Genomic DNA, 23404 nt, shown 5'->3' with positions numbered 1-23404 from the left:
GGTGAATATATTATTTGTAGCATCAGAGGCAGCACCGTTTGCCAAGACAGGGGGCTTGGGGGAGGTGATAGGTTCACTACCTAAAGCCTTAAGGGAACAGGGAATAGATGCTAGGGTAATAATACCAAAATACAGATCAATACCACAGGAGCTAAGGAGTAATATATCATATAAAAAGCATATTTTTGTTAAGCTAGGTTGGAGACATCAATATTGCGGTTTGGAGGAAACTATATACCAGGGGGTACCTATATATTTCATTGATAATGAATATTATTTTGGCAGGGATATGATGTATGGATACGAAGACGATGAGCCGGAGAGATATACATTTTTCTGTCGCTCTGTTTTGGAAGTTATCCCCTATTTGGGGTTTATACCGGATATTATTCATTGTCATGATTGGCAAACGGGAATAATACCCGTATTGCTAGAGGCCCATTATAGGCATCTAAATCCCTATTGGGATATACGTACTGTATTTACTATACACAATCTTAGGTATCAAGGCATATTTTCCAAAAACGTGCTGACCGATCTTTTGGATCTAGGGTTTGAATATTTTTCTCCAGATAAACTTGAATTTTATGGTGATGTAAATTTCATGAAGGCTGGTCTTACCTACGCTAATTTAATAAGTACCGTTAGCCCTAGCTATGCAACGGAGATACAAACACCGTATTTTGGTATGAGATTAGATGGACTTTTAAGGGCAAGGCATGCACAACTGTTTGGTATTTTAAATGGTATTGATTCCGAAGCATATAATCCATCTATAGATCACTTGATATTTGAAAACTACGATTATAAAAATTTAAAGGGTAAGATGATAAATAAAAAGCAGCTACAAAAAACACTAAACTTACCTGTAAAACCTGATACACCAATAATAGCTGTGATATCAAGATTGGTATCGCAAAAGGGAATAGATCTTATAGCTTGTGTGTTAGAAGAGATACTATCATTAGACTTACAGCTTGTAGTATTGGGGAATGGTGAATGGCAGTATGAAAATCTCTTTAGGGATGCAGCAAACAGACATAAAGATAAGGTATCAGCAAATATATACTATGACAATACTATGGCTCATAGGATATATGCAGGTGCAGATATGTTTTTAATGCCATCCATGTTTGAACCCTGCGGTCTTTCGCAATTATTCAGTATGAGATATGGCACAATTCCAATTGTTAGAGAGACGGGAGGATTAAGGGATACTGTAATACCATATAATGAATTTACTCGAGAAGGAAATGGATTTAGTTTTACCAATTACAATGCACACGATATGTTATATACCATACGAAGGGCTCTAAATTTTTATTATGACAAGAAAGCATGGGATAAATTGGTAATAAAGGCTATGAATAGGGATTACAGCTGGAGTAGATCTGCAAAGAAATATATAGAATTGTATTCATTGCTGGTATAGCAGAGTTGGACTATAAGACTTAAAAAAGAATGGAAGTGACAAACATGGACAAGGATAGCATAAAGGAATCCATAAAATATGAATTGCTATATACATTTGCAAAAGATATTGGGCAGGCAACAACAGAGGAACTATATATGGCATTTGCATTAACGGTAAGAAATGAAATAATGAAAAAATGGGCAAATACTAAAAAAATAATGGAATCTGGAGAATATAAAACCCTATACTATCTTTCTATAGAATTTCTTACAGGCAAATTTTGGGGTAACAATATCATAAATATTGATGATATTGAAATATATAAACAGGTATGTAATGAGCTAGGTATACCGTTTTCTCAATTGGAAGAGTATGAAAATGAACCTGGTATTGGGAATGGTGGTTTAGGACGCTTGGCAGCAGCGTTTATGGAATCTCTTACTACATTGAATCTCCCTGCGTATGGATGTGGTATAAGATATGAATATGGACTGTTTAATCAAAAGATAATAAACGGATATCAGATAGAACATGCCGATAACTGGCTTTCCGATAGAAATGTTTGGGAGGTAGAATGTAAAGACGAGATAGTTGAAGTAAAATTTGGTGGAAATATCATTGAAACATGGGAAGATGGAAGACTTAAGATAGATTATAGAAATTATTATTCAATATATGCAATTCCATATGATATACCCGTAGTAGGTTATGATTCGGATATAGTAAATACATTGAGGCTATGGAGTGCAAAATCATATAATGATATCAATATGGACTGGTTTAACAGGGGGAACTATCTTAAAGCAAGCGAAGAAAAGGTACTAGCTGAATCTATTTCAAAGGTACTGTATCCGGAGGATAATAATCCAGATGGAAAAAGATTGAGGTTAAAACAGCAGTATTTCTTTGTATCGGCTACTATTCAAAACATTATAAAGAAGAGCAAAGGTAAATTTCCACTTTGGGCACTGTCAGATAATGTTGTTATACACATAAACGATACCCATCCTGCTTTGGCCATACCTGAACTTATGCGCATCCTTATGGATGAAGAGGGTATGGGATGGGATGAGGCATGGAATATAACGACTAAAACATGTGCATATACTAATCATACAATAATGGGTGAAGCCTTAGAAAAATGGCCTATAGATTTGTTCAAGGAAGTGCTGCCTAGGATATACATGATAATAAAAGAAATAAATGATAGGCAACTGCACAGATTAAACAGGGAAGGTACAAATGATTGGGAAAAAATAGATAAGATGACTATTATCGCATATGACCAAATTAGAATGGCAAATTTATGCCTTGAAGGATGTTATTCCATAAACGGTGTATCAAAACTCCATACGGATATACTAAAAAAAGAAGTATTCAGTGATTTTTACGCTATATTTCCCCATAAGTTCCATAGCGTTACAAATGGTATAACATACAGGAGATGGCTAATGCATGCAAATCCTGGACTATCAGATTTAATAACCGATGCGATAGGCACCAGATGGAAGTATGACTCTCATGAACTGGAGGGGTTACACAAATTTTCAGAAGATAGTGCATTTAGGGATAGCTTTTCAGATGTCAAGAGATATAATAAACAAAAATTGGCTAAATATATATCTGATAAGACTGGTATACATGTGGATCCTGAATCTATATTTGATGTTCAGATAAAAAGAATACATGAATATAAAAGACAATTTCTAAATGTGTTAAATATATTATATATGTATGATTTGTTATTAGAAAATCCTAGTAGGGATATTCATCCCAGGACTTTTATTTTTGCCGGTAAGGCTGCTCCAGGATATTATAGGGCAAAACTCATAATAAAGCTTATAAATTCCATTGCCAATAGGATCAATGGCGATATAAGATTAAATAATAAGTTAAAGGTAGTATTTTTGGAAAATTATAATGTGACGCTGGCAGAGAAGATTATACCAGCAGCAGAGATAAGTGAACAGATATCAACAGCAGGTATGGAAGCTTCAGGAACCGGTAATATGAAACTAATGTTAAATGGAGCATTGACATTAGGAACGCTCGATGGAGCCAATGTCGAGATAAAGGAAGCAGTTGGTGATCAAAATATATTTATCTTTGGACTAACTGCTGATCAGGTAGAAAATTACCACAAGTACGGGGGATATAATTCAAAGGCGATCTATGATAATGATGCTAATGTAAAAAAAGTTGTAAATCAACTTGTGAATGGATTTTTATCCCCTGAAAATAGTATGATGTTTAGGAGCCTATATAATTATCTGCTGTATGAAGAAGGCGGAATAACAGATAGGTATATGATTCTCAAAGATTTTGATAGCTATAGGCATGTTCATAGTATAGTTGATGATCAATATAAGATGCCTGATATATGGTGGAAAAAGGCAATATTGAATGTGGCGGGAGCAGGAAGATTTTCTAGTGACGAGAGCATAAAAAATTATAATAGTGATATATGGCATCTATCAAAAATGGGGGACTGATATTCTATGGTTTTATCCATAAAGAATAAACATATTCATAAGATGGATATGTTTATTCTTTATATATGTTTATTCTTTCCTGGCAGTTTCTGCTTCTTTTGCTATATAGGCTTGTATAACTTTTTCAAAAGATTTTTTATCTATTTCATTTTTATCATATTCCTTATCTTCATATATAAAATCCTGAAGTATTTTAGAATTTTGTTCTTTATCCATTAGCCATACCCAACCCTTTTTCTTATTTATTGTTTTACCTACACTAAGTTCTGCTGTAGGTATTTGAATTTGTTCTGGATTAAAATTGCCAATCTTATATACGGTATAGGCATAGCTTGCTATATCTCCTGCATTCATATCTGTCTTCATATATGGTAGAAACTTTGTTATTACCATTGGATATTTTATAACAGGTGTATCTTTTAACCTACCAATTACTATGGATATTACTTCCCTCTGTCTTTTTGATCTATCAATATCCCCATTTCCTACATGTCTTACTCTAGAATATGCAAGTGCCTGTAAGCCATTTAGATGCTGCATACCAGGCTGTTCTAACAGTTTAAAATCTTTCTTAAACTCTGGCATTTGTTTTATAGTTCCATAGATTACATCATTTATTGGGCTTATTTCATTTTCTTTTACTTCCACATCTATTCCACCCAATGAATCTACTAAATCTTTAAAACCAAAGAAATTTATAATTGCGTAGTGATCTATATCTATTTTAAAATTGTTCTCTACAGTTTTCATCAAAAGTTCTGGTCCACCATAAAAAAATGCATGATTTATTTTTTGTTCTCCATGTTCTGGTATGTCTACATAGCTGTCACGCATTATTGAAGTTAGCTTTAATTTTTTGTGGACACTGTCTACGGATAATATCATTATACTGTCGGAACGGGATTTTTCATCAAGTGTTCTAGCATCAGTTCCTATAAGAAGTATATTTCTTATCCCTTCTACCTGGGGATATTCTGGTTCTTTTTCTTCTACAACTTCCCCTTTTTCTTTCTCCTCTTCCTTTTTTTGTTCTTCTTCTATAGGTTCAGATTCTTTTTTTGCTTCTTCATCTATAGTGTTTATTGCTTCAGCTTCTTTTTGGCGTTTTTCTTTCTCCATAGTTAAGCCTACGTTTACCCCCCAAATACACAAAACCAGTACCAGTGTTATTAATATTATATTTAATATTTTATGTTGTCCTCTTTTGCTTCTACGTTTTGCCATGCGTCCTATCTCCCCTCGACAAGTTTTTTATCTCCCTTTAATTATATTATACTACTTCTGATGCAATGGTTACATAAACTTTACATTAAAGTTACGCAATTATATAAAAACCGATAAAACTCGATATTTTTTTCTGTAACTTGAATGTAACCAATCTTTATAATTTTGTTATTTAATTATACAAAAAAACTGTTATAATCATTACAGATAATATTATTATAGATGTAAGTTATATAAAAGAGCAAATTTCATTATTTTGTCACTTCTCATAATGGGGGATTAAAAGATATAATAGATGAAGTGATATTTATATATAATGGTTTTATTTTTAAGGGGGTAAATTTTTCATGTTGAGGATTGAGCAGGTACGTAGTAAAAGACGTTCTAAAATTCTAATAACATCTATTTCTATAATATTGATCTTTGCAGCAGCCGTAATGTTGCATATGGCGAATAACCATCAGGGTATAATGCGTAAAAATGATAAGGATACGTTGGCGTCGGCAGAAGATAATAAGCTAGTGGTTACTAGCGATAAAAAGGATGATTCGAGTGATAAAGATTCACAAAACAAACCTGAATCTAAAGATGAAGTAAAACCGGATAATAAAATTTCCGATGATAAAAAAGAAGGAGATAATTCAAAAAATAGTGGGGAAAAGGCCGAGCAGCCTGAAAATAATAGTCAGGATAAGGATACAAAAGTCGAGGAAGCTCCAATAGATTTAAGACAAGAAAACTTAAGGGGTGTTAAAAAATGGACAGAGGGAGATGGTAAGGTAGCCTATTTGACATTTGATGATGGTCCTAGTAAGAATACGCCTCAGATATTGGATATATTAAAGCAACAGGATGTTAAGGCAACTTTCTTTGTAATAGGAAATTTGGCAGAGCAAAAGCCTGATATTATAAAAAGGGAGGTAGCAGAAGGGCATGCAATAGGTAATCATACCTATTCCCACGACTACAAAAGTATATATCAAAATCCTGATGCACTACTTCAGGATATGCATAAGACTGAAGATGTATTAAAGTCAATACTTGGTTCAGAATATGAATGTAAACTTTTTAGATTTCCCGGTGGCTCGTTTGGAGAAAAGTTAAAGCCTTATAAGGATAAGTTGGACGAGTTAGGGTATAATTATGCTGACTGGAATGCTTTAAATGGAGACGCTGAAGGTCGTAATATACCTGTTGAAACGCTTATATCAAAGGTAAAGAAAACTACAAACAATAAAAATCGTGTTATAATTCTTATGCATGATGCAGGTGCAAAGAAAACCACTGTTCAGGCCTTACCAGCCATAATAGAATATTTAAAGGGACAGGGATACGAATTTAAGACTTTAAATGATTGATATATGGTATACTATAATTGGCTGATTTGTAGGCAATACAAGTGCGTTCATAGGAGTGTATATCATGATGGAAAAAAAGATACTTATAATAGAAGATGAAGATGCCATAAGGGGTTTTGTAAAGATTAATTTTGAGCGTAATAAATATATTGTTTTAGAAGCTGCTAGTGGTGAAGATGGCATAGAAGTGGTCAAGCAGGAAAAACCTGATGTAGTTATATTGGATATTATGTTACCAGGAATAGATGGATTTAAGGTATGTGAAATATTAAGACAAGGCTTTCCACATATAGGTATAATTATGCTTACTGCCAGAAATTTAGAAATGGATAGAATAATGGGTTTAGAATTTGGTGCAGACGACTATGTGGTAAAGCCCTTTAATCCAATGGAACTGGTGCTTAGGGTTGAAGCTCTTTTGAGAAGGATGGAAACAAAGACTGATAAGGTTAGAAATGCTATTATATATAGTGGCTCATTCAAACTGGATCCCTATTCACAGCGTGCTTATAAGGATGGTAATGAGCTTGATATAACGCCTAAAGAGTATTTATTGCTTAAGCTTTTCATGGAAAATCCGGGGAGGGCTTTTACTAGGGATGAGCTTTTGGATCTAGTATGGGGCTATAATTTTATAGGGGATTCAAAGATTATAGATGTCAATATACGAAGGCTACGGACCAAGATTGAAGATTCTCCGTCAAGGCCGGTTTATATAGAAACTATTTGGGGGACTGGTTACAGATGGAAAAAAATGTAGTGCATATGGGATGGTCTATATGAAGAGTATAAAGAAAAGGTTAATAGCAAATTTTGTATGTATCATACTTATAAGTGTTATAATATTGGAATTATTGCTTATCTATTTAGTTAAGCAATATTATTATGCAAACGCAGAAGAGGTTTTATCGAATCAGATAAGGCTATCTTCTGATTTTTATACAAGGTATTTTTCCAACACACCCCTTTCTGATAATATATTGGACAATGTAGATGTTTTTTGGAAGCAAACTAGTGCTGAGGTGCAAATAATAGATACATCTGGGCAGATGATTATGGATTCAATAGGATTTATGCCGGAAGGCCGTATGGAAACAAGTGATATAAAAAAGGCCCTATCTGGCTCAAAAGGAGTATGGATTGGAAACGTGCCATATGACAGTGTAAAGGTAATGGCAGTATCCTATCCGCTGATATCGGAGAGAAGAATTGTAGGTGCCATAAGGTTTGTAACATCATTGCGGGAGGTGCATAAGGAGATACAAATTGCTGTCATGGCGTTTGTAATCATAGGTATTATAGTAGCTATAATATCTATAATTGTCAGTATGTTTTTGGCAAACAGTATAGCAGAACCATTAAAAGAAGTTACCTATGCGGCTCACAAAATGGCATCGGGAGATTTTGAAGTTAGGAGTCAAAAGGTATTTGATGATGAAGTAGGGCAATTGTCGGATACACTAAACTATATGGCTGATGAAATTGTAAAAAAGGATAATCTAAAAAATGAATTTTTATCCTCTGTGTCCCATGAGCTTAGAACACCCCTTACATCTATAAAGGGATGGGCCATGACTTTAAATTCAGGTCAGCAACCCATAGATGAAAAACTTTTGGGAGAAGGACTTAAAATAATAGAAAATGAAAGTGACAGATTGACTAGTATGGTTGAGGAATTGTTGGATTTTTCCAGACTTGCTTCACGTAAAATGACTTTAAAAAAGAAGATTTCAGAAATAACAATTGTAATAGAATATATAAAAAATCATATGACTCCATTGGCTGCAAGAAACAATATAGATTTTATAGTAGAGTATCCAGACAACCTGCCGCTTGTAGAAATTGATGAGGATAGAATAAAACAGGTATTTATAAACGTATTGGATAATGCATTTAAGTTTACTCAGCAAGGTGGACAGGTGATATTTAAAGCAGAATATGACAATGGATATATCGATATATCCATTAGTGATAATGGGTGCGGCATAAGTCCAGATGATCTACCAAGGGTGAAAGAAAAATTTTTTAAGGGTAAGAACAGCAAATCAAAAAACGGTATAGGGCTATCAATATGTAATGAGATAATAAATCTTCACAAAGGCAGTTTGAAGATACAGAGTGAATTAGAAAAGGGCACAACGGTATTTATCAAACTCCCTGTAAAAGATCAGAAATCTTGAGGTGCTTTTTATATGAAAAAGAGATATTTGCATTTACTGTTTTGTACTGTGATAATAATTTCTATATTATTTATGCAGGGGTGCAATGTTGACCCAAATTTAAAAGGAGAGAAGATAGTAGCTCCTGAAAATAATATTACACCATTAAAAGGAGTATGGTCTATAAATCAATGTGTAGAGGCGGAGAATATTGCAGATACATCATGTAACCGGCAGATGCTTGATAAAAAAGTCATATTTGATAAGCATATAGTTATGCTTGCAAATGAAAAATGTAATAATCCCAAATACAAGATAAAGCGAGTAGATACCAAAGAATATTTTTTGTATCATTATAGGCTAAAAGCGGAACAACTTGGTGTGGATGCAGAGTATATTGATGTGATATCCGTTAGCAGTGATGATAAGCCTTTTTATGATTTTATAAGAATAGATCAAAACAAAACAATTGTATACATTAATGGTATATTCTATTATATGGATAAAGTTTCAGATGATACGGAAGAATTTATGCGTACTTTTGAGAATAATAAAGAAAAAGAGTATATAGATAATGATGCTCTTGAAAAGGAGCCAGATCTATTACGATCAGGAGTGCTTTTAGGATTATACGATGAGGCTAAGGAGCAATATCGTACAATTTGGATATCATCGCGAAATAGGATATTGAAGCCGGTATTGGAAGTATCAAATCTTTTTGTGCCTAGAAAAACGGGGTTTTGGCGAATAGGTGTAGAAACTAAAAAAAATGATGAGTCTTTTCAAGATGAGCTGTTTGCATATCCGGTAGATGGAGGCAGCAAGCAGATAAGCAATCTTATAATTGAGTCTCAGATTAATATGCCGGAACAAGACAGTCAAACAGGTAATATTAAACAGCATATAAGATTTGTAGGTAATGATTACATGGCTATTGAATATATTGAAGAATTTAAAGATGAAAAAGATCATTCTGCTATGCAGCTTAAGGTAATACCTATAGATAATATACGAACTAATAAAGGTATAAGGATATCGGATATTGCAGGAGAACCGGGAAAAAAGGCGCTTATGAATTCAGCAGAATCGTTGCGCCTATCCCAGTCTAAAGAGATAATATCTAGGTTAGAACCGATGGCAGACGAACGCAATTTCACAGTTGTTCGAAGAAATGGCCATTGGATATTAAGGGGAAGACTGAATTATAAAGTACCTAAGGATCTAAATGATTATTTAGAGTTTAATATAAATACCATACCTCCGGATAAGTTGATAAACTATGATGAATTGCATGTGGGGTGGAATTATATAAAATCTGTATTGCCTGAAGCTGTTGATGCCTATACTTCTCCAAACAAAGAACTTCTTATAGCCATAGGCCAAAATAATATATATGTATATACTATAAAAGATAATATAATAGATAATAAACCGTTAAAAAAAATTCCAATAGGGGATGGAGAATCGGTGGTAATGGCTCAATGGGCTACAGGTCAATATATCAATAAATGGGAACAGAGTTTGAGTTATTTAAGCCCCAGGGTAATAAAAAATTGATATTTGAGCTATGATTGACACATAAAATATCCTTTGATACAATGCTTGATGTTAATATTTTTATTCAATGAATTGCGGGGGTAAAGATGACTAAAAAGAATATATTGATTGCACAATCAGGAGGCCCTACAGCTGTTATAAATTCAAGTGTGGTAGGGGCTTTTTACAGATCTTTGGAAAGTAATAAAATAGACAGGATATACGGAGCAGCAAATGGCATACTAGGGGTTTTGAAGGAAGAGATTATAGATCTTACCAATCAAAATAGGAAGATAATAGATGGTATGGTCTATACTCCCTCTTCTGCATTAGGCTCATGCCGTTATAGATTAAATACTGATATTGGGCATGGAGACTACAAACGTATTTTTGAAGTACTAGAAGCCCATAATATAGGCTATTTTTTGTATAATGGCGGGAACGATTCTATGGATACTGCATCAAAATTAGATTATTATGCTAAAAAAATGGGTATAGATATAAAGATAATGGGTATTCCAAAGACGGTAGACAATGATTTAAAAGGTACTGATCATTCGCCGGGGTATGGAAGCGCAGCTAAGTATTTAAATATAGCTGCAATTGAGTCGGCTTTTGACTGTAACACCTATACGGCTGATACAGTGGTAATAATGGAAGTGATGGGTAGGCATGCAGGTTGGCTTGCTGCTAGTACTGCATTGTCGGTATACGAAGGAAAGCCCGTGCCAGACCTTATATATTTGCCTGAGGTGCCGTTTGATATGGAAAGATTTTTGTCTGATGTGGACAGGCTACATAGAAAGCAGCATATAGTATTTGCAGTAGTATCTGAAGGCATAAAGGATGAAAAGGGTCAATTAATAGGTGCACAGGAAGATAATATAGATAAGTTCGGCCATAAGCAGCTAGGTGGCGTTTCATTAATATTACAGCGGATAGTGGAAGATAATATAACGAGACGTGTAAAAGTAATAAATCCTAGTATATTACAGAGATGCGCCATGCATTGTGTATCCAAAACCGATTTAGATGAGGCATACTGGATGGGGTATATGGCAACAGATTATGCGATAAATGAATATTCCGGATATATGGCAGGCATAAAAAGGATAAGCAATAAACCATATCAATGGCAGCCAATAATGGTACCTTTGGGAGATGTAGCCAATGCAGAACAATTGTTTCCTACTAAGTGGGTGATACCAGAAGGAAATTTTGTAACTAATGATGCCATTGAGTATATGCAGCCCCTTATTGATGGTGAAGTGCCTATTCCTACTAAAAAAGGATTGCCCCAATATACCGTTATAGAGAAGACATTTATTGATAAAAAGTTACCCAAATGGGATGGCGTAGTTAGGTAATTTATAAAACTAGTTACGAAATGGAAGGAGCATAGTTATATGTATGATCTAATAGTCCTTGGTGGAGGACCTGCAGGTTATATTGCTGCCGAGCGGGCAGGAGATGGAGGGTTAAGTGTGGCCCTTATAGAAAAACAGTTTCTTGGGGGTGTATGTTTAAATGAAGGCTGTATACCGTCCAAGACCCTTTTAAATTCTGCAAAGATCTACGATTATGCAAAATTTAGTGAAAAGTATGGGGTTACTACAAAAGATGCTATATTAGATCATGGTGCCGTAATATCAAGGAAGAATAAAGTCGTAAAAATGCTTACAGCAGGGGTAAAGGCTGCCCTAAAAAAGAGCAATGTTGATATTATAGATGGCATAGGCATGATAATGGAGAAATCAGAGGATGGCTATATAATAAGTGTTGGAGATACAGAGTATAAAGGGAAAAAACTGCTCATTGCGACAGGCTCATCTCCCGCCATTCCCCCAATACCTGGCATAGAAGAGGGGTTAAAGTCGGGATTTGTATTGACAAATAGGGAAATACTCAATCTCAAGGCTATTCCAAAATCACTTGTAATAATAGGCGGCGGCGTTGTCGGAATTGAGATGGCTTCGTATTTTAATTCTGCAGGCAGCAAGGTTACAGTAATTGAGATGCTTGATCATATAGGTGGAGAAATAGACAGGGATATAAGCAATATATTGTTTAGAAATTATAAGAAGAAGGGTATAGATTTTAAATTAGGATCTAAGCTTTTAGAACTTAAGGGTAATACACTATTATATGACCAAGATGGTAAAACTTCCGAAATGACTGCTGATGAGGTATTGATAAGCGTAGGGCGTAGGCCTGTTACTGAAGGCCTTGGACTTAAAAATATAGGCATAGAACTAGAACGGGGGGCCATAAAAACGGATGATAGGGGCAGGACAAATGTTTTAGGTGTATATGCGGCAGGGGATGTAAATGGTAAATATATGCTGGCCCATGCAGCCTATAGGGAGGCAGAGGTATCGGTAAACGATATGCTTGGGATAGAAGACAGGTTAGATTATAGTGTCATACCATCGGTTATATATACTAGTCCGGAGGTGGCGGGAGTAGGATATACCGAGGCGGGAGCAAAGAGTGCAGGTATAGATTATGATATGGTTAACATCCCTATGCAGTATAGCGGAAGATATATGGCCGAGAACGAACGTGGGGATGGGATATGTAAGGTATTAGTAGACAAAAGCACTAAAAAACTTATAGGTGTTCATATGATAGGGAGTTATACGTCTGAGATCATATATGGGGCAGGTATCATGATACAAAATGGCATGAATATAGATGATATCAAAAAAACAGTATTTCCCCATCCTACCGTATCAGAAATTATTCGTGAGGCAATATTCCAGTTATAGATATAAAAGATATGCAGCAGAAAAGCTTTTGATAAAAGCTATTTTGCGGCATATCTTTATATAATTTACTCTAGAAAAACAAATTTAGTATTTCATCTAGCGTTATATTAGCAAAAAAATCTTGTATATTAAAAGAAACGAGTACGCTTTTTATATCTATAAAGCTATGTTTTACTCCCGCCAAAGCAGCTTCCAGTTCTTTTATATCTTTTTTTCCAAAAAAATCTCCATAAATTTTTATATCCTGTATTATACCCTTTTCTACATTTAGATGTATTTCTATGCTACCACCTTTAAATCTGCCGTGCTTCCTAAAATTATACTTTGGAGAGTGTCCGAAGTTCCATTCCCATGTGCCATATTTTTCATTCACAAGTCCTTCTATATTGCTAATATCTTCATGGGATAGATTATATGGAGTGGCATCATAATTAGCCAAGATATGCTCCAGTATCATATCTTTAAATTCCTGTATATCCATAGGATCTTTAATATGTTCAGATATATTGGTCACTCTGCTGGATACTGATTTTACTCCCTTATCTTTAAATTTTGAAGGTTCTACCTTAAGGGCACTTGATAATTTAGATACATTTGTTTTAAATAGGAGTGTACCATGATGTAGTATCTTGTCCTTATATATATACTGGGCATTTCCAGAGAATTTTCTGCCATCGATTGTTAAATCATTGCGTCCAGATAATTGTGCATCTATGGAGAGATTTTTTAATACCTCTATTATGGGTTTGGTAAATTTACCGAAGTTTACAAAACTATCTTTGCTATTATCCGATATAAATGTAAAATTTAAATTACCCAGATCATGAAATACCGCACCTCCCCCTGAAAGTCTGCGTACTACAGGTATATTATGCTCTTTTACGTATTCAAGATTGATTTGGGCAAGGGTATTTTGGTTTTTGCCAACTATTATGGCAGGTTCATTAATCCATAGCATAAAGGCATCGGTGTTTACTTTTTTAAGTATATATTCTTCAAAAGCTAAATTAAAATAGGGGTTTGTACTTTTGTTGTCTATTACTAACATCTAAATTCTCCTTTATATACCTCGTTCAGCCATTAAAATTTCAATTTCTTGTTCATTAATTCCTACCATGGCTTCTCCGAGGTCTTCAGATAATTCAGCAATCAGCTTTGGATTATTATAATTCTTGACGGTTTCTACAATTGCTTTAGCACGTTTTTGGGGGTTACCTGATTTAAAAATGCCGGAGCCAACGAATACCCCTTCAGCTCCCAGCTGCATTACTAGGGCAGCATCGGCTGGAGTTGCTACTCCACCAGCGGCAAAATTTACTACCGGTAATTTACCATTAGCATGTACATAGTTTGCTAATTCATACGGAACCTGTAGTTCCTTAGCTGCCTCAAAGAGTTCATCTTCTCTCATACTTTGAAGTTTCCTAATTTGCTGCATAATCAGTCTCAGATGACGCACTGCCTGTATAATATCTCCGGTACCTGCTTCTCCCTTTGTGCGAATCATTGAAGCCCCTTCATTGATTCTTCTTAGGGCTTCTCCTAAATTTCTTGCTCCACATACAAAAGGAACATCAAATTTTGTTTTATCAATATGGAACGTATCGTCTGCCGGTGATAGTACTTCACTTTCATCTATAAAATCTATTCCTATAGCTTGAAGAATCTGTGCTTCTACAAAATGGCCAATACGAACCTTTGCCATTACAGGTATTGATACTGCCCGTTGGATCTCCTTAATAATTTTAGGATCGCTCATCCGTGATACTCCACCAGCCCTTCGGATATCGGCCGGAACCCTTTCTAAGGCCATAACGGCACATGCTCCCGCCTCTTCCGCAATCTTTGCCTGCTCAGGAGTTGTAACATCCATTATAACTCCGCCTTTTAACTTTTGAGCTAAATCCTTATCCGGTTTATATTGATTATTCAAATTACTCCACTCCTTTAAACTATAATATAAATTAAAATGTCCATCTCTTATTTAATTCATGTACTTATATGTACATTTTAATCAATCTGTCAACTTGACATTTTCAAATGTTTATTCTATTATGGTACAAATCTGATATGGTTACAAGTACCAGAAACACTAGATTTAATGGTACCAGTTTAGAAGGAGGGCCTATATATGGATGTTTTAACCTATTCGTTGGATTATGAAAGTAAAGTACCGCTTTATCATCAGCTTTATTCCTTTATTAAGGCGGATATACAATCGGGGAGTATGCCATTTAGTACGAAGCTTCCTTCAAAACGCAAACTCTCATCTTATTTAAGAATAAGTCAAAATACAGTACAGTCAGCCTATAACCAATTAATAGAGGAAGGTTATATAATTTCTAAGGAACGTAAGGGTTATTATGTCAATAAAATAGATCATCTGCAAAATATATACATGCAGCCAGACACCAGCGAAGATTATAATAAAAGGAGCAAAATGGAGGCCAAATTTGATTTTTCCTACCACGGTGTAGACAAGACTACATTTCCCTATGCTGTTTGGCGTAAATTGATGAAAGAGACTATAAATGAGTGCGATCCTGAGTTATTGCAGCTTGGGGATTCATTAGGATATTATCGGCTAAGGACGGTTATAGCTCAGTATCTTCATCAGTCTAGAGGAGTTAATTGTAATGAAAATCAGATAATAATCAGTTCCGGTACAGAAGTACTTTATCAAACTCTAATACAGCTATTTGATGAAGATACTATATTCGGAATTGAAAATCCAGGATATGAAAAATTGAATCAATTATTCATTAGTAATCGTGCAAATTTTAAATCAATCAATATTGACCGTAACGGTATGATACCGGAAGAGGTATATAAGAGCAATGCCAATATTTTATGCATTACCCCTTCTCATCAGTTTCCATCTGGGGAGATTATGCCTATCAATCGGCGTCTTCAAATATTAAACTGGGCGAACAAAGAGGGCGGGAGATATCTTATAGAAGATGATTATGATAGTGAGTTTAAATATAGTACAAGGCCTATTCCTTCATTGCAGAGTTTGGATAACAATGAGAAAGTTATATATATGGGATCATTTTCAAAATCCCTTTCACCCACAATTAGGATAAGTTATATGGTCTTGCCCCCGCATTTGATGAGGCGATATAACAAAAATCTTTCCTATATTTTATGCCCTGTCCCAATCTTTGAGCAAAAGGTTCTTTACCGTTTTATCCAGGATGGATATTTTGAAAGACATCTAAATAAGATGAGAAATATTTATAAGAAGAAGCGAGAAGTACTAGTAAAAGCTATAACAGAATTAAACTGTGGTATTCAAATACTTGGTGCTGATGCTGGGTTGCACCTTTTAATTAGAATACCGAATAACATGTCAGAAGAACAATTAATTCATTCTGCATTACGGCAGGGAGTGAGGGTTTATGGAATATCAGGCTACTATTTTGATAAGGAAAATATCGGAGTAATACCTACTATTATGCTTGGATATGCTGAAATATCGGAGGAGGAGATTGTAAAGGCTGTAAAATTACTTCATAAAGCATGGTTTGAATGAGATGGTAGCACCACTAGGAAATATCCTTAGAATCGCTAATAAAAGATAAAAAAGTTCAGGTTATCTGATATCATATTATTGTAAATTTAATTATTCAATAACTTAGATGAGTATGGTATAATATTTATAAAAACAGGCGACTTTTATGGCAAATACGATGTTAAAATTTCTAAAAAAATATAAAAATAAAATAATATCTATTATGAAAAAAGAAAAGGATTTGTCTGGAAATATTGAATATATTGATTTTGCTAGTAATAAAAAATTATTGGTCGATACATATAGAGTAAATAAATCCTATAAGGATTAAAGGGTATTGGTTTGTGCATATTTTATAAGACTGAGCTAAATACATAGATATTTTTAAATCGATATTAATTGGGCTTTGTTGTTGTATCCACAAACATCGTAAAGTATTAGAGTAGAATAATTATATTAAAATGGATGAGCGATGATACATATATGTATAATTATGATATCATGAGGTATAATGCACGCAATTGTCATAAAGAATTATATCAAAATCCCTGATAAAAGATTAAATATGTGATATATAATTGACATATATTGTTAACATAATTTATTATACTATATTATACTTATTTTAATAATATAAAAGTGAGTTGATGGAATGTATGAATAGGAGTAAACTTCGTTTTTATAAGGTGTTTACTAAATTTATAAAATATTATCTTCTGATACTTATTATTCCTGTGATTTTTTTTACTAAAACATATCTTAATACGTCTACTTTGATAAAGAATAATTGTATAGAAAAGAATATTTCAGGTCTTAATAAGGTAATAGATAATATTGATGAACAAATAAAATATGTAAATCAAATAGTAAAAAGATTGCAATGTAATCCCAAGATTAGAAAGTTTATGTATGTGAATAATCCTTTTGAGGGTTCAAATACATATAAGCTTTTAGTTACGAAGAAGGAATTATATGATTATACCATGATAAATAATTTTATATTTGATTATTATATATTCTTTAAAAATAGTAATATAGTTTTATCGCCAACTCACATCTATAAAATAGATAGCTTCTATAAAAATTACTTTTGTTTTAATGATATGCCATACTATAAATGGTATGATACACTTTTTGATCAATACAGTTATCAATATTTTCTGCCTCAGAATATCGTTAATATAAATAATAAAAAATACAATGTAGTTACTTATTTGCAGTCTTTGGGTTATCCTACAGATCCTGATGCTGTTATAGCAGTTCTTATAAAAAATGAGCAAATGCAAAGTGTGCTAAAAAATTTGGATATAGATAATGGGGGATGGGCTTATATAACTGATAATGAAGGTCGGGTACTAAGTTATGTATCATCAAATGATGGTCACATAGATATAATAGAAGATATAGACTTTGCTAATGAATATGGATCATTTGAGAAGGATATAAATGGAGAAAAGATGATAATAACATATGAAAAGTCATCATTTAACGCTTGGCGTTATGTACTTGTACAACCATATAATACAGTAATGGCACAGTTAATGTATATAGAAAAAGTTAGCCTTATTCATATGATAATAGCTATTATAATAGGACTGGTTTGTGCATCAGTTATGGCTTATATGACAAGTAAACCGGTAGTAAGTATAGTTAATACAATAAATAGCAAATCGAAAAACGATCAATATATGAACCAAGATGCGTTTAACTACATATCAGACGCTGTGTCTACTTTAATAAATGATAAGGATAAGTTAGAAGATGCTATAGGGATACAAAATGATTTTATAACTAATACTTTTTTTGAAAGACTGTTAAGAGGAGGTTTTGGATGGGAACCAGAGATAGATACATTAATGGAACATATAGGTATACAGATTGGCAACGGGTATTATTGTGTTGCGGTTATATTAATTTGCGGATATGGTATAAGTGAGATAAAAGATAGAGAGATACTAAAAGAATTAAATTTTAAGATGATAATTGTTAATGAAGTTTTTGGGAAAATACTACAAGATGGTTGTTATATATATAATATAAAAGAAAATATGATTGCGTCTATATTTTCATCTAATATTGATGATGAGGCTGTGATAAAAGACATGGTTTCCAACTCTATTGAAAAAGGAGTATCCATGCTGGCTGATACCTATAAAATAGAAACTAAAGTATCAATAGGTAATATATATAATAATAAGTTGGATATTTATCGATCCTTTTCTGAGGCCATGCAGGGTATATATTTTGCTGTAGAAAAAAGATGTAATTATATAGTATATAGCAAGGATATTCCTGGTGATGACAGCTATTATTATCCAAAAGAAATAAGTAATAAGTTAATAAATTCCACAAAATCAGGAAATCAAGAGGAGGTGGAAAAGACTCTGCTAGATATTTACAAACAAAACAGGATAAAGAGATGGATACCCAATGATATGTTGAAATTGCTTGCTATGGAGATGTATGTAACATTACTTAATATAAAAAAGGATCTTAGTATAAATTATAAAATGATTTCGAATGATATTATTAATATGTTAAATGATATAGAATGTGTAGAAACATTTGAGACATTTTATCAATATTTAATAGATGAATATATTTCTATTTGTGAAATAGTAAATGAATCTAAAAAGAGCTATAATACTCAATTAATAAACTCTATAATTAATTTTATTAAAGTTAACTATTATAATAATGATTTGAGTCTTATTATGGTTGCAGATAATTTTAATCTATCGGAAGTATATCTTTCACAATTTTTTAAGGAGCAAACTTCATATAATTTTTCGGTGTATGTTGAAAATATAAGAATGAACCATGCAAGAGCGCTGTTGAAAAATGAAAATATTTCTGTAAGTGATGTGGCCAAAAAAGTTGGATACAATTCAAGTAGTGCTTTTAAGAGAATGCATGGTATAACTCCTAGAGAATATAGATTTATGAAACCAAAAGGTTGATATTTCTTAATAAATATTAACCTTTTTTAATATCTTAACTAATGTCAAGATTAAAAAGGAATGTTTATTTACAAAATATCTTTATTGGTTTTATACTGAAACTAAGCAGAACTATTTTATTACACAATAACATCAAAATTGTTTTACCTTTATAGATATAATAAATGCAAGGAGGGAGTTTTTTTGGTGGCTAAAACAGTTCAATCAATTAATAGAAGATCTAGAAAAGGAGGATTAGATGTTAAACGATTTAGGAAAAATTGGCAGCTTTATATAATGTTTTTATTACCGCTTATATACATCATTATATTTAAATATTATCCTATGTATGGAGCGCAAATAGCTTTTCGTGATTATAATATAGCTAAGGATATTGAGGATAGCCAATGGGTAGGCTTTAAGCATTTTAAGAGATTTTTTAGGTCGTATGAATTTAAACGTCTTATAAAAAACACACTTGGAATAAGTCTGTATAGCCTATCGGCTAGTTTCCCTTTTCCAATCATATTAGCCCTTTGTCTTCATTATGCAAATAATGAAAAATTCAAAAAAACTGTTCAAATGGTCACTTATGCACCATATTTTATATCATCAGTTGTAATGGTAAGTATGATACTTCAATTTTTAGCACCGAGAACAGGTATAATAAATAACATTCGTGTGCTTCTTGGTAAATCTAGGGTTGATTTTATGGGTAAACCTGAACTTTTTAAAACTATATATGTATGGTCTGGCATATGGCAAGGGACCGGATACAGTGCAATAATTTACATTGCATCATTAACTAATATAGACCAAGTATTACATGAAGCTGCTATAATAGATGGTGCATCTAAATGGCAAAGAATGTGGTATATAGATCTTCGTGGTATACTTCCTACTGCAGTTACTATTCTCATATTAAACTGTGGTCAAATATTAAATGTTGGATTTGAGAAGATACTTCTTATGCAGAATTCTCTTAATCTAAGGACTTCAGAGGTAATTGACACATATGTATATAAAGTTGGGCTAGCATCAAATACAGTAAATTTTGCATATCCAACAGCAATTGGATTATTTAAGTCGATAGTTGGGCTTTTTCTAATAGTAATAGTAAATGAGATCGCAAAGAAAGTTGGTGAGAATAGTTTATGGTAAGGCAAAATGATAAAAACGTTATAAAGCAGACTGCCAGTGATAGAATCTTTACATTTATAAATATTCTGGTACTCTTCATATCATTTATAATAGTAATATATCCTCTTATTTATGTGTTAAGCTCTTCTTTTAGTTCATCTCATGCAGTGGTCTCAGGTAAGGTATGGTTATTACCTATAGAGCCAAATTTAGAGAGTTATAAGGTAGTTTTCAAACATAAATCTATAATGACTGGATTTTATAATTCTTTTTTCTATATGATAGTGGGAACATTGATAAACGTTATTATGACCATTATGGCAGCATATCCATTATCTCGAAAAGATTTCTATGGGAAAAATATCTTTACTTTTTTATTTGTTTTTACTATGCTATTTAGCGGTGGATTAATTCCTACTTATTTACTTATTAGAGATTTGGGTATGTTGGATACTCGTTGGGCACTGCTTATACCGGAGGCGTTGAGTGTATGGAATGTAATAATAACAAGAACTTTTTTTCAATCAACTATACCAGATGAATTACTAGAGGCTTCTCAATTAGATGGATGTAGTGATTTTAGATTCTTAATGAGTATAGTAATTCCATTATCGGGGGCTATTATAGCAGTAAATGCACTTTTTTATGCAGTATGGCATTGGAACTCATATTTTTCTGCTCTTATATATCTGCAATCGCCAAAGCGTTTTCCACTACAGATTATACTCAGAAATATATTAATACAAAATGAAATAGATGAATCTAAATTATCAATGTATGACATAAGAGATGCCATGAACCGAGAGGCTTTAAAAGTACGTTTGAAGTATTCTCTTATAGTCGTTGCCAGTATGCCCATGCTTATTATATATCCTTTTGTACAAAGGTATTTCGTGCAAGGTATTATGATAGGCTCTATAAAAGGCTAGATAAAATGTTCCTATGTTATGCATAGGATAAAAAAAGAAGGAGGTTTTTTTATGAAAAGGCTTATTTGTTTTGCGTTGGCTATTGTATTGATATTAAGTCTGGTTATAACAGGATGTGGCAATAAAGAAGATAGCCAGGCAAATAAAGACAGTTCAAAATCAGCTGATAGTCAAGGAGGAAATGCTAACGAATCAAAGAAAAATGAAATTGGTGGGGAAAAGGTAAAAGTTACAAAACCAGGTACTTTCCCTATAGTTGAGGAATCAACTACTCTAAATATAATGGTAACTGATAACGTAAGTGTAGAAGATTTTGCTACAAATGAATTTACAAAATGGTATGAAGAAAAAACCAAAGTGCATATTGATTGGAGCATTCTTCCTGCAAATGGTGCAGATGAGAAATTAAATCTTGTATTAGCAGGGCAGGATTACCCGGATGTATTTATGGATTGCCCCATAGATACTACACAGGTTATGAATTATGGAAAACAAGGTATATTTATCCCGTTAAATGATTATATTGAGAAATATGGTGTAGAGGTAAAAAAATTATTTAATGATATGGAATATGTAAAGAATTTGCTTACATTTCCCGATGGGAAAATATATTCCATGCCATATGTAAATCAATGTTATCATTGTAGCATGGCTCAAAAAATGTGGATTTACAAGCCATGGCTAGAAAAATTGAATTTAGATATGCCTACTACTACAGATGATTTTTATGAAGTACTAAAGGTATTTCACGACAAGGACCCAAATGGGAATGGCAAAAAAGATGAAGTGCCTTTGGCAGGTGCAAATAATGGATGGTTTTCTGAAATAGATGGATTTTTGATGTGCCCATTTGTATATAATGATGGAAGAAATAGAATGATCATAAAAGATGGTAATTTAGATGTAACATTTAATAAGCCTGGATGGAAAGAAGGACTAAAATACATGCATAAGCTGTATAAAGAAGGGTTAATGGCACCTGAAAGTTTCACCCAGGATGCCGATCAATTAAAGCAGATGGGTGAAAACCCGGATACAGTTGTGCTTGGAACAGCGCCTGGTGGACATACGGGAGTGTTTACTCAATTTTATGGAGAAAGTGGGAGATGGTTAGAGTATGAGGCAATACCTCCATTAAAAGGTCCAAATGGCTATAGCTCATGCTATTATAATCCATTTGGTGTAGGCGTTACTTCATTTATAGTAACTAAAAAATGCGAGATACCCGAAGTAGCAGTTAGGTGGGCAGATGGAATGTATGATCGAGAAACTACTCTTCGTTCAGTCTTTGGAAGATTAGACGAAGAATGGGGTTGGGCAGGGGATGAGGAAATTGGAATAAATGGCAAGAAAGCTATATATAAAACTCTTAAACCTTGGACAGAAGGTGTTCAGAATGTATGTTGGATGCAATCAGGTCCTAGTCTTCGTACAAATGAGTTAAGATTAGGAGAGGTAGCAAATCCTGATGAACCACTAGAAACAATACTATATAAAGAAACGAATGAAAAATATGATCCACATAAGCCTAATATAAATTCAATCGTACCACCTCTTGCTTTTACTGAAGAGCAGGCAAATGAAATTGCCGATTTTAAGAAAACAATAAATGACTATGTAAATGAAATGCTTGCTAGATTTGTTACAGGTGATGCAGATATCGATAAGGATTGGGATTCATATCTAAAAGAATTGGAGAATATGAATCTTAAAAGATATATTGACTTGTCCCAGGAAGCTTATGATGCTAAATATAAAAAATAATTATATTCTAATCAATGTATTTCTTTTTTTACCTTTCTTATTCCAGTATCTTTGATAGAATTGGTTTGGATAGTGTTTTTGATGGAAAAGGATTTTGTGATAGTGCCCTGTGGATTCTATGATGATGAACGGCCTTGAAACAAAGTCCTTTTCTACTCTTTTAATAG

At 33.3% G+C, this 23404-nt stretch carries 16 protein-coding genes; 13 read left to right on the top strand and 3 right to left on the bottom strand.

Going from position 1 to position 23404, the window contains the following annotated elements; genetic code table 11:
• Position 1: 1 nt before the first annotated feature.
• Together glgA and EJN67_RS07570 are read left to right on the top strand one after the other, a co-directional pair.
• The gene (glgA, locus tag EJN67_RS07575; RefSeq protein WP_129723742.1) at positions 2-1432 is read left to right on the top strand and encodes a glycogen synthase GlgA; all 1431 of its coding nucleotides are present in this window, start codon (positions 2-4) and stop codon (positions 1430-1432) included.
• Positions 1433-1476: 44 nt separating this feature from the next.
• The gene (locus tag EJN67_RS07570; protein WP_243641254.1) at positions 1477-3906 is read left to right on the top strand and encodes a glycogen/starch/alpha-glucan phosphorylase; all 2430 of its coding nucleotides are present in this window, start codon (positions 1477-1479) and stop codon (positions 3904-3906) included.
• A 69-nt stretch (positions 3907-3975) separates the two neighbouring features.
• Here EJN67_RS07570 and EJN67_RS07565 read toward each other — a convergent pair whose 3' ends face one another.
• Positions 3976-5130 carry an LCP family protein gene (locus tag EJN67_RS07565; protein WP_129723740.1) on the bottom strand — a complete coding sequence of 385 codons (1155 nt, stop codon included), beginning with the start codon at positions 5128-5130 and terminating at the stop codon, positions 3976-3978.
• A 347-nt stretch (positions 5131-5477) separates the two neighbouring features.
• On the opposite strand from EJN67_RS07565, the gene EJN67_RS07560 reads away from it, so the two are divergent.
• The 6 genes from EJN67_RS07560 to lpdA all read left to right on the top strand — a co-directional run bounded on the left by EJN67_RS07560 (position 5478) and on the right by lpdA (position 12951).
• Positions 5478-6488, top strand: coding sequence for a polysaccharide deacetylase family protein (locus tag EJN67_RS07560; protein ID WP_243641253.1), 1011 nt, complete (start codon positions 5478-5480; stop codon positions 6486-6488).
• 67 nt (positions 6489-6555) lie between these two features.
• The gene (locus EJN67_RS07555) at positions 6556-7248 is read left to right on the top strand and encodes a response regulator transcription factor (RefSeq protein ID WP_129723775.1); all 693 of its coding nucleotides are present in this window, start codon (positions 6556-6558) and stop codon (positions 7246-7248) included.
• Between the two features lie 19 nt (positions 7249-7267).
• Positions 7268-8668, top strand: coding sequence for a HAMP domain-containing sensor histidine kinase (locus tag EJN67_RS07550; protein WP_129723739.1), 1401 nt, complete (start codon positions 7268-7270; stop codon positions 8666-8668).
• Positions 8669-8680: 12 nt separating this feature from the next.
• Positions 8681-10204, top strand: coding sequence for a hypothetical protein (locus tag EJN67_RS07545; protein WP_129723738.1), 1524 nt, complete (start codon positions 8681-8683; stop codon positions 10202-10204).
• An 86-nt stretch (positions 10205-10290) separates the two neighbouring features.
• Positions 10291-11550: a 6-phosphofructokinase gene (locus EJN67_RS07540; RefSeq protein WP_129723737.1), complete on the top strand. Its 1260-nt coding sequence runs from the start codon at positions 10291-10293 to the stop codon at positions 11548-11550.
• Positions 11551-11589: 39 nt separating this feature from the next.
• Positions 11590-12951, top strand: coding sequence for a dihydrolipoyl dehydrogenase (lpdA, locus tag EJN67_RS07535; RefSeq protein ID WP_129723736.1), 1362 nt, complete (start codon positions 11590-11592; stop codon positions 12949-12951).
• 70 nt (positions 12952-13021) lie between these two features.
• Here the strand turns inward: lpdA and EJN67_RS07530 are convergent, their stop codons facing one another.
• Together EJN67_RS07530 and pdxS are read right to left on the bottom strand one after the other, a co-directional pair.
• A complete protein-coding gene (locus tag EJN67_RS07530) occupies positions 13022-13999 on the bottom strand; it encodes a lipoate--protein ligase (protein ID WP_129723735.1) in 978 nt (325 codons plus the stop codon).
• Positions 14000-14011: 12 nt separating this feature from the next.
• Positions 14012-14884, bottom strand: a complete 873-nt coding sequence (gene pdxS, locus EJN67_RS07525; protein WP_129723734.1) for a pyridoxal 5'-phosphate synthase lyase subunit PdxS — start codon at positions 14882-14884, stop codon at positions 14012-14014.
• 198 nt (positions 14885-15082) lie between these two features.
• On the opposite strand from pdxS, the gene pdxR reads away from it, so the two are divergent.
• The 5 genes from pdxR to EJN67_RS07500 all read left to right on the top strand — a co-directional run bounded on the left by pdxR (position 15083) and on the right by EJN67_RS07500 (position 23237).
• The gene (pdxR, locus tag EJN67_RS07520; RefSeq protein WP_129723733.1) at positions 15083-16486 is read left to right on the top strand and encodes a MocR-like pyridoxine biosynthesis transcription factor PdxR; all 1404 of its coding nucleotides are present in this window, start codon (positions 15083-15085) and stop codon (positions 16484-16486) included.
• A gap of 635 nt (positions 16487-17121) precedes the next feature.
• Positions 17122-19425, top strand: coding sequence for an AraC family transcriptional regulator (locus tag EJN67_RS07515; protein ID WP_165000795.1), 2304 nt, complete (start codon positions 17122-17124; stop codon positions 19423-19425).
• A 186-nt stretch (positions 19426-19611) separates the two neighbouring features.
• Positions 19612-20565, top strand: coding sequence for an ABC transporter permease (locus tag EJN67_RS07510; protein WP_243641256.1), 954 nt, complete (start codon positions 19612-19614; stop codon positions 20563-20565).
• Positions 20559-21473 carry a carbohydrate ABC transporter permease gene (locus EJN67_RS07505; protein ID WP_129723731.1) on the top strand — a complete coding sequence of 305 codons (915 nt, stop codon included), beginning with the start codon at positions 20559-20561 and terminating at the stop codon, positions 21471-21473. Before EJN67_RS07510 ends, EJN67_RS07505 begins: the two co-directional genes overlap by 7 nt.
• A 51-nt stretch (positions 21474-21524) precedes the next feature.
• On the top strand, positions 21525-23237 hold the full coding sequence (locus EJN67_RS07500) for an ABC transporter substrate-binding protein (RefSeq protein WP_129723730.1): 1713 nt from the start codon (positions 21525-21527) through the stop codon (positions 23235-23237).
• The last annotated feature ends 167 nt before the right edge of the window (positions 23238-23404 follow it).

Source organism: Xylanivirga thermophila, assembly GCF_004138105.1.
Lineage (GTDB): Bacteria > Bacillota > Clostridia > Caldicoprobacterales > Xylanivirgaceae > Xylanivirga > Xylanivirga thermophila.
This window is presented reverse-complemented; position numbering and strand designations above follow the sequence as displayed.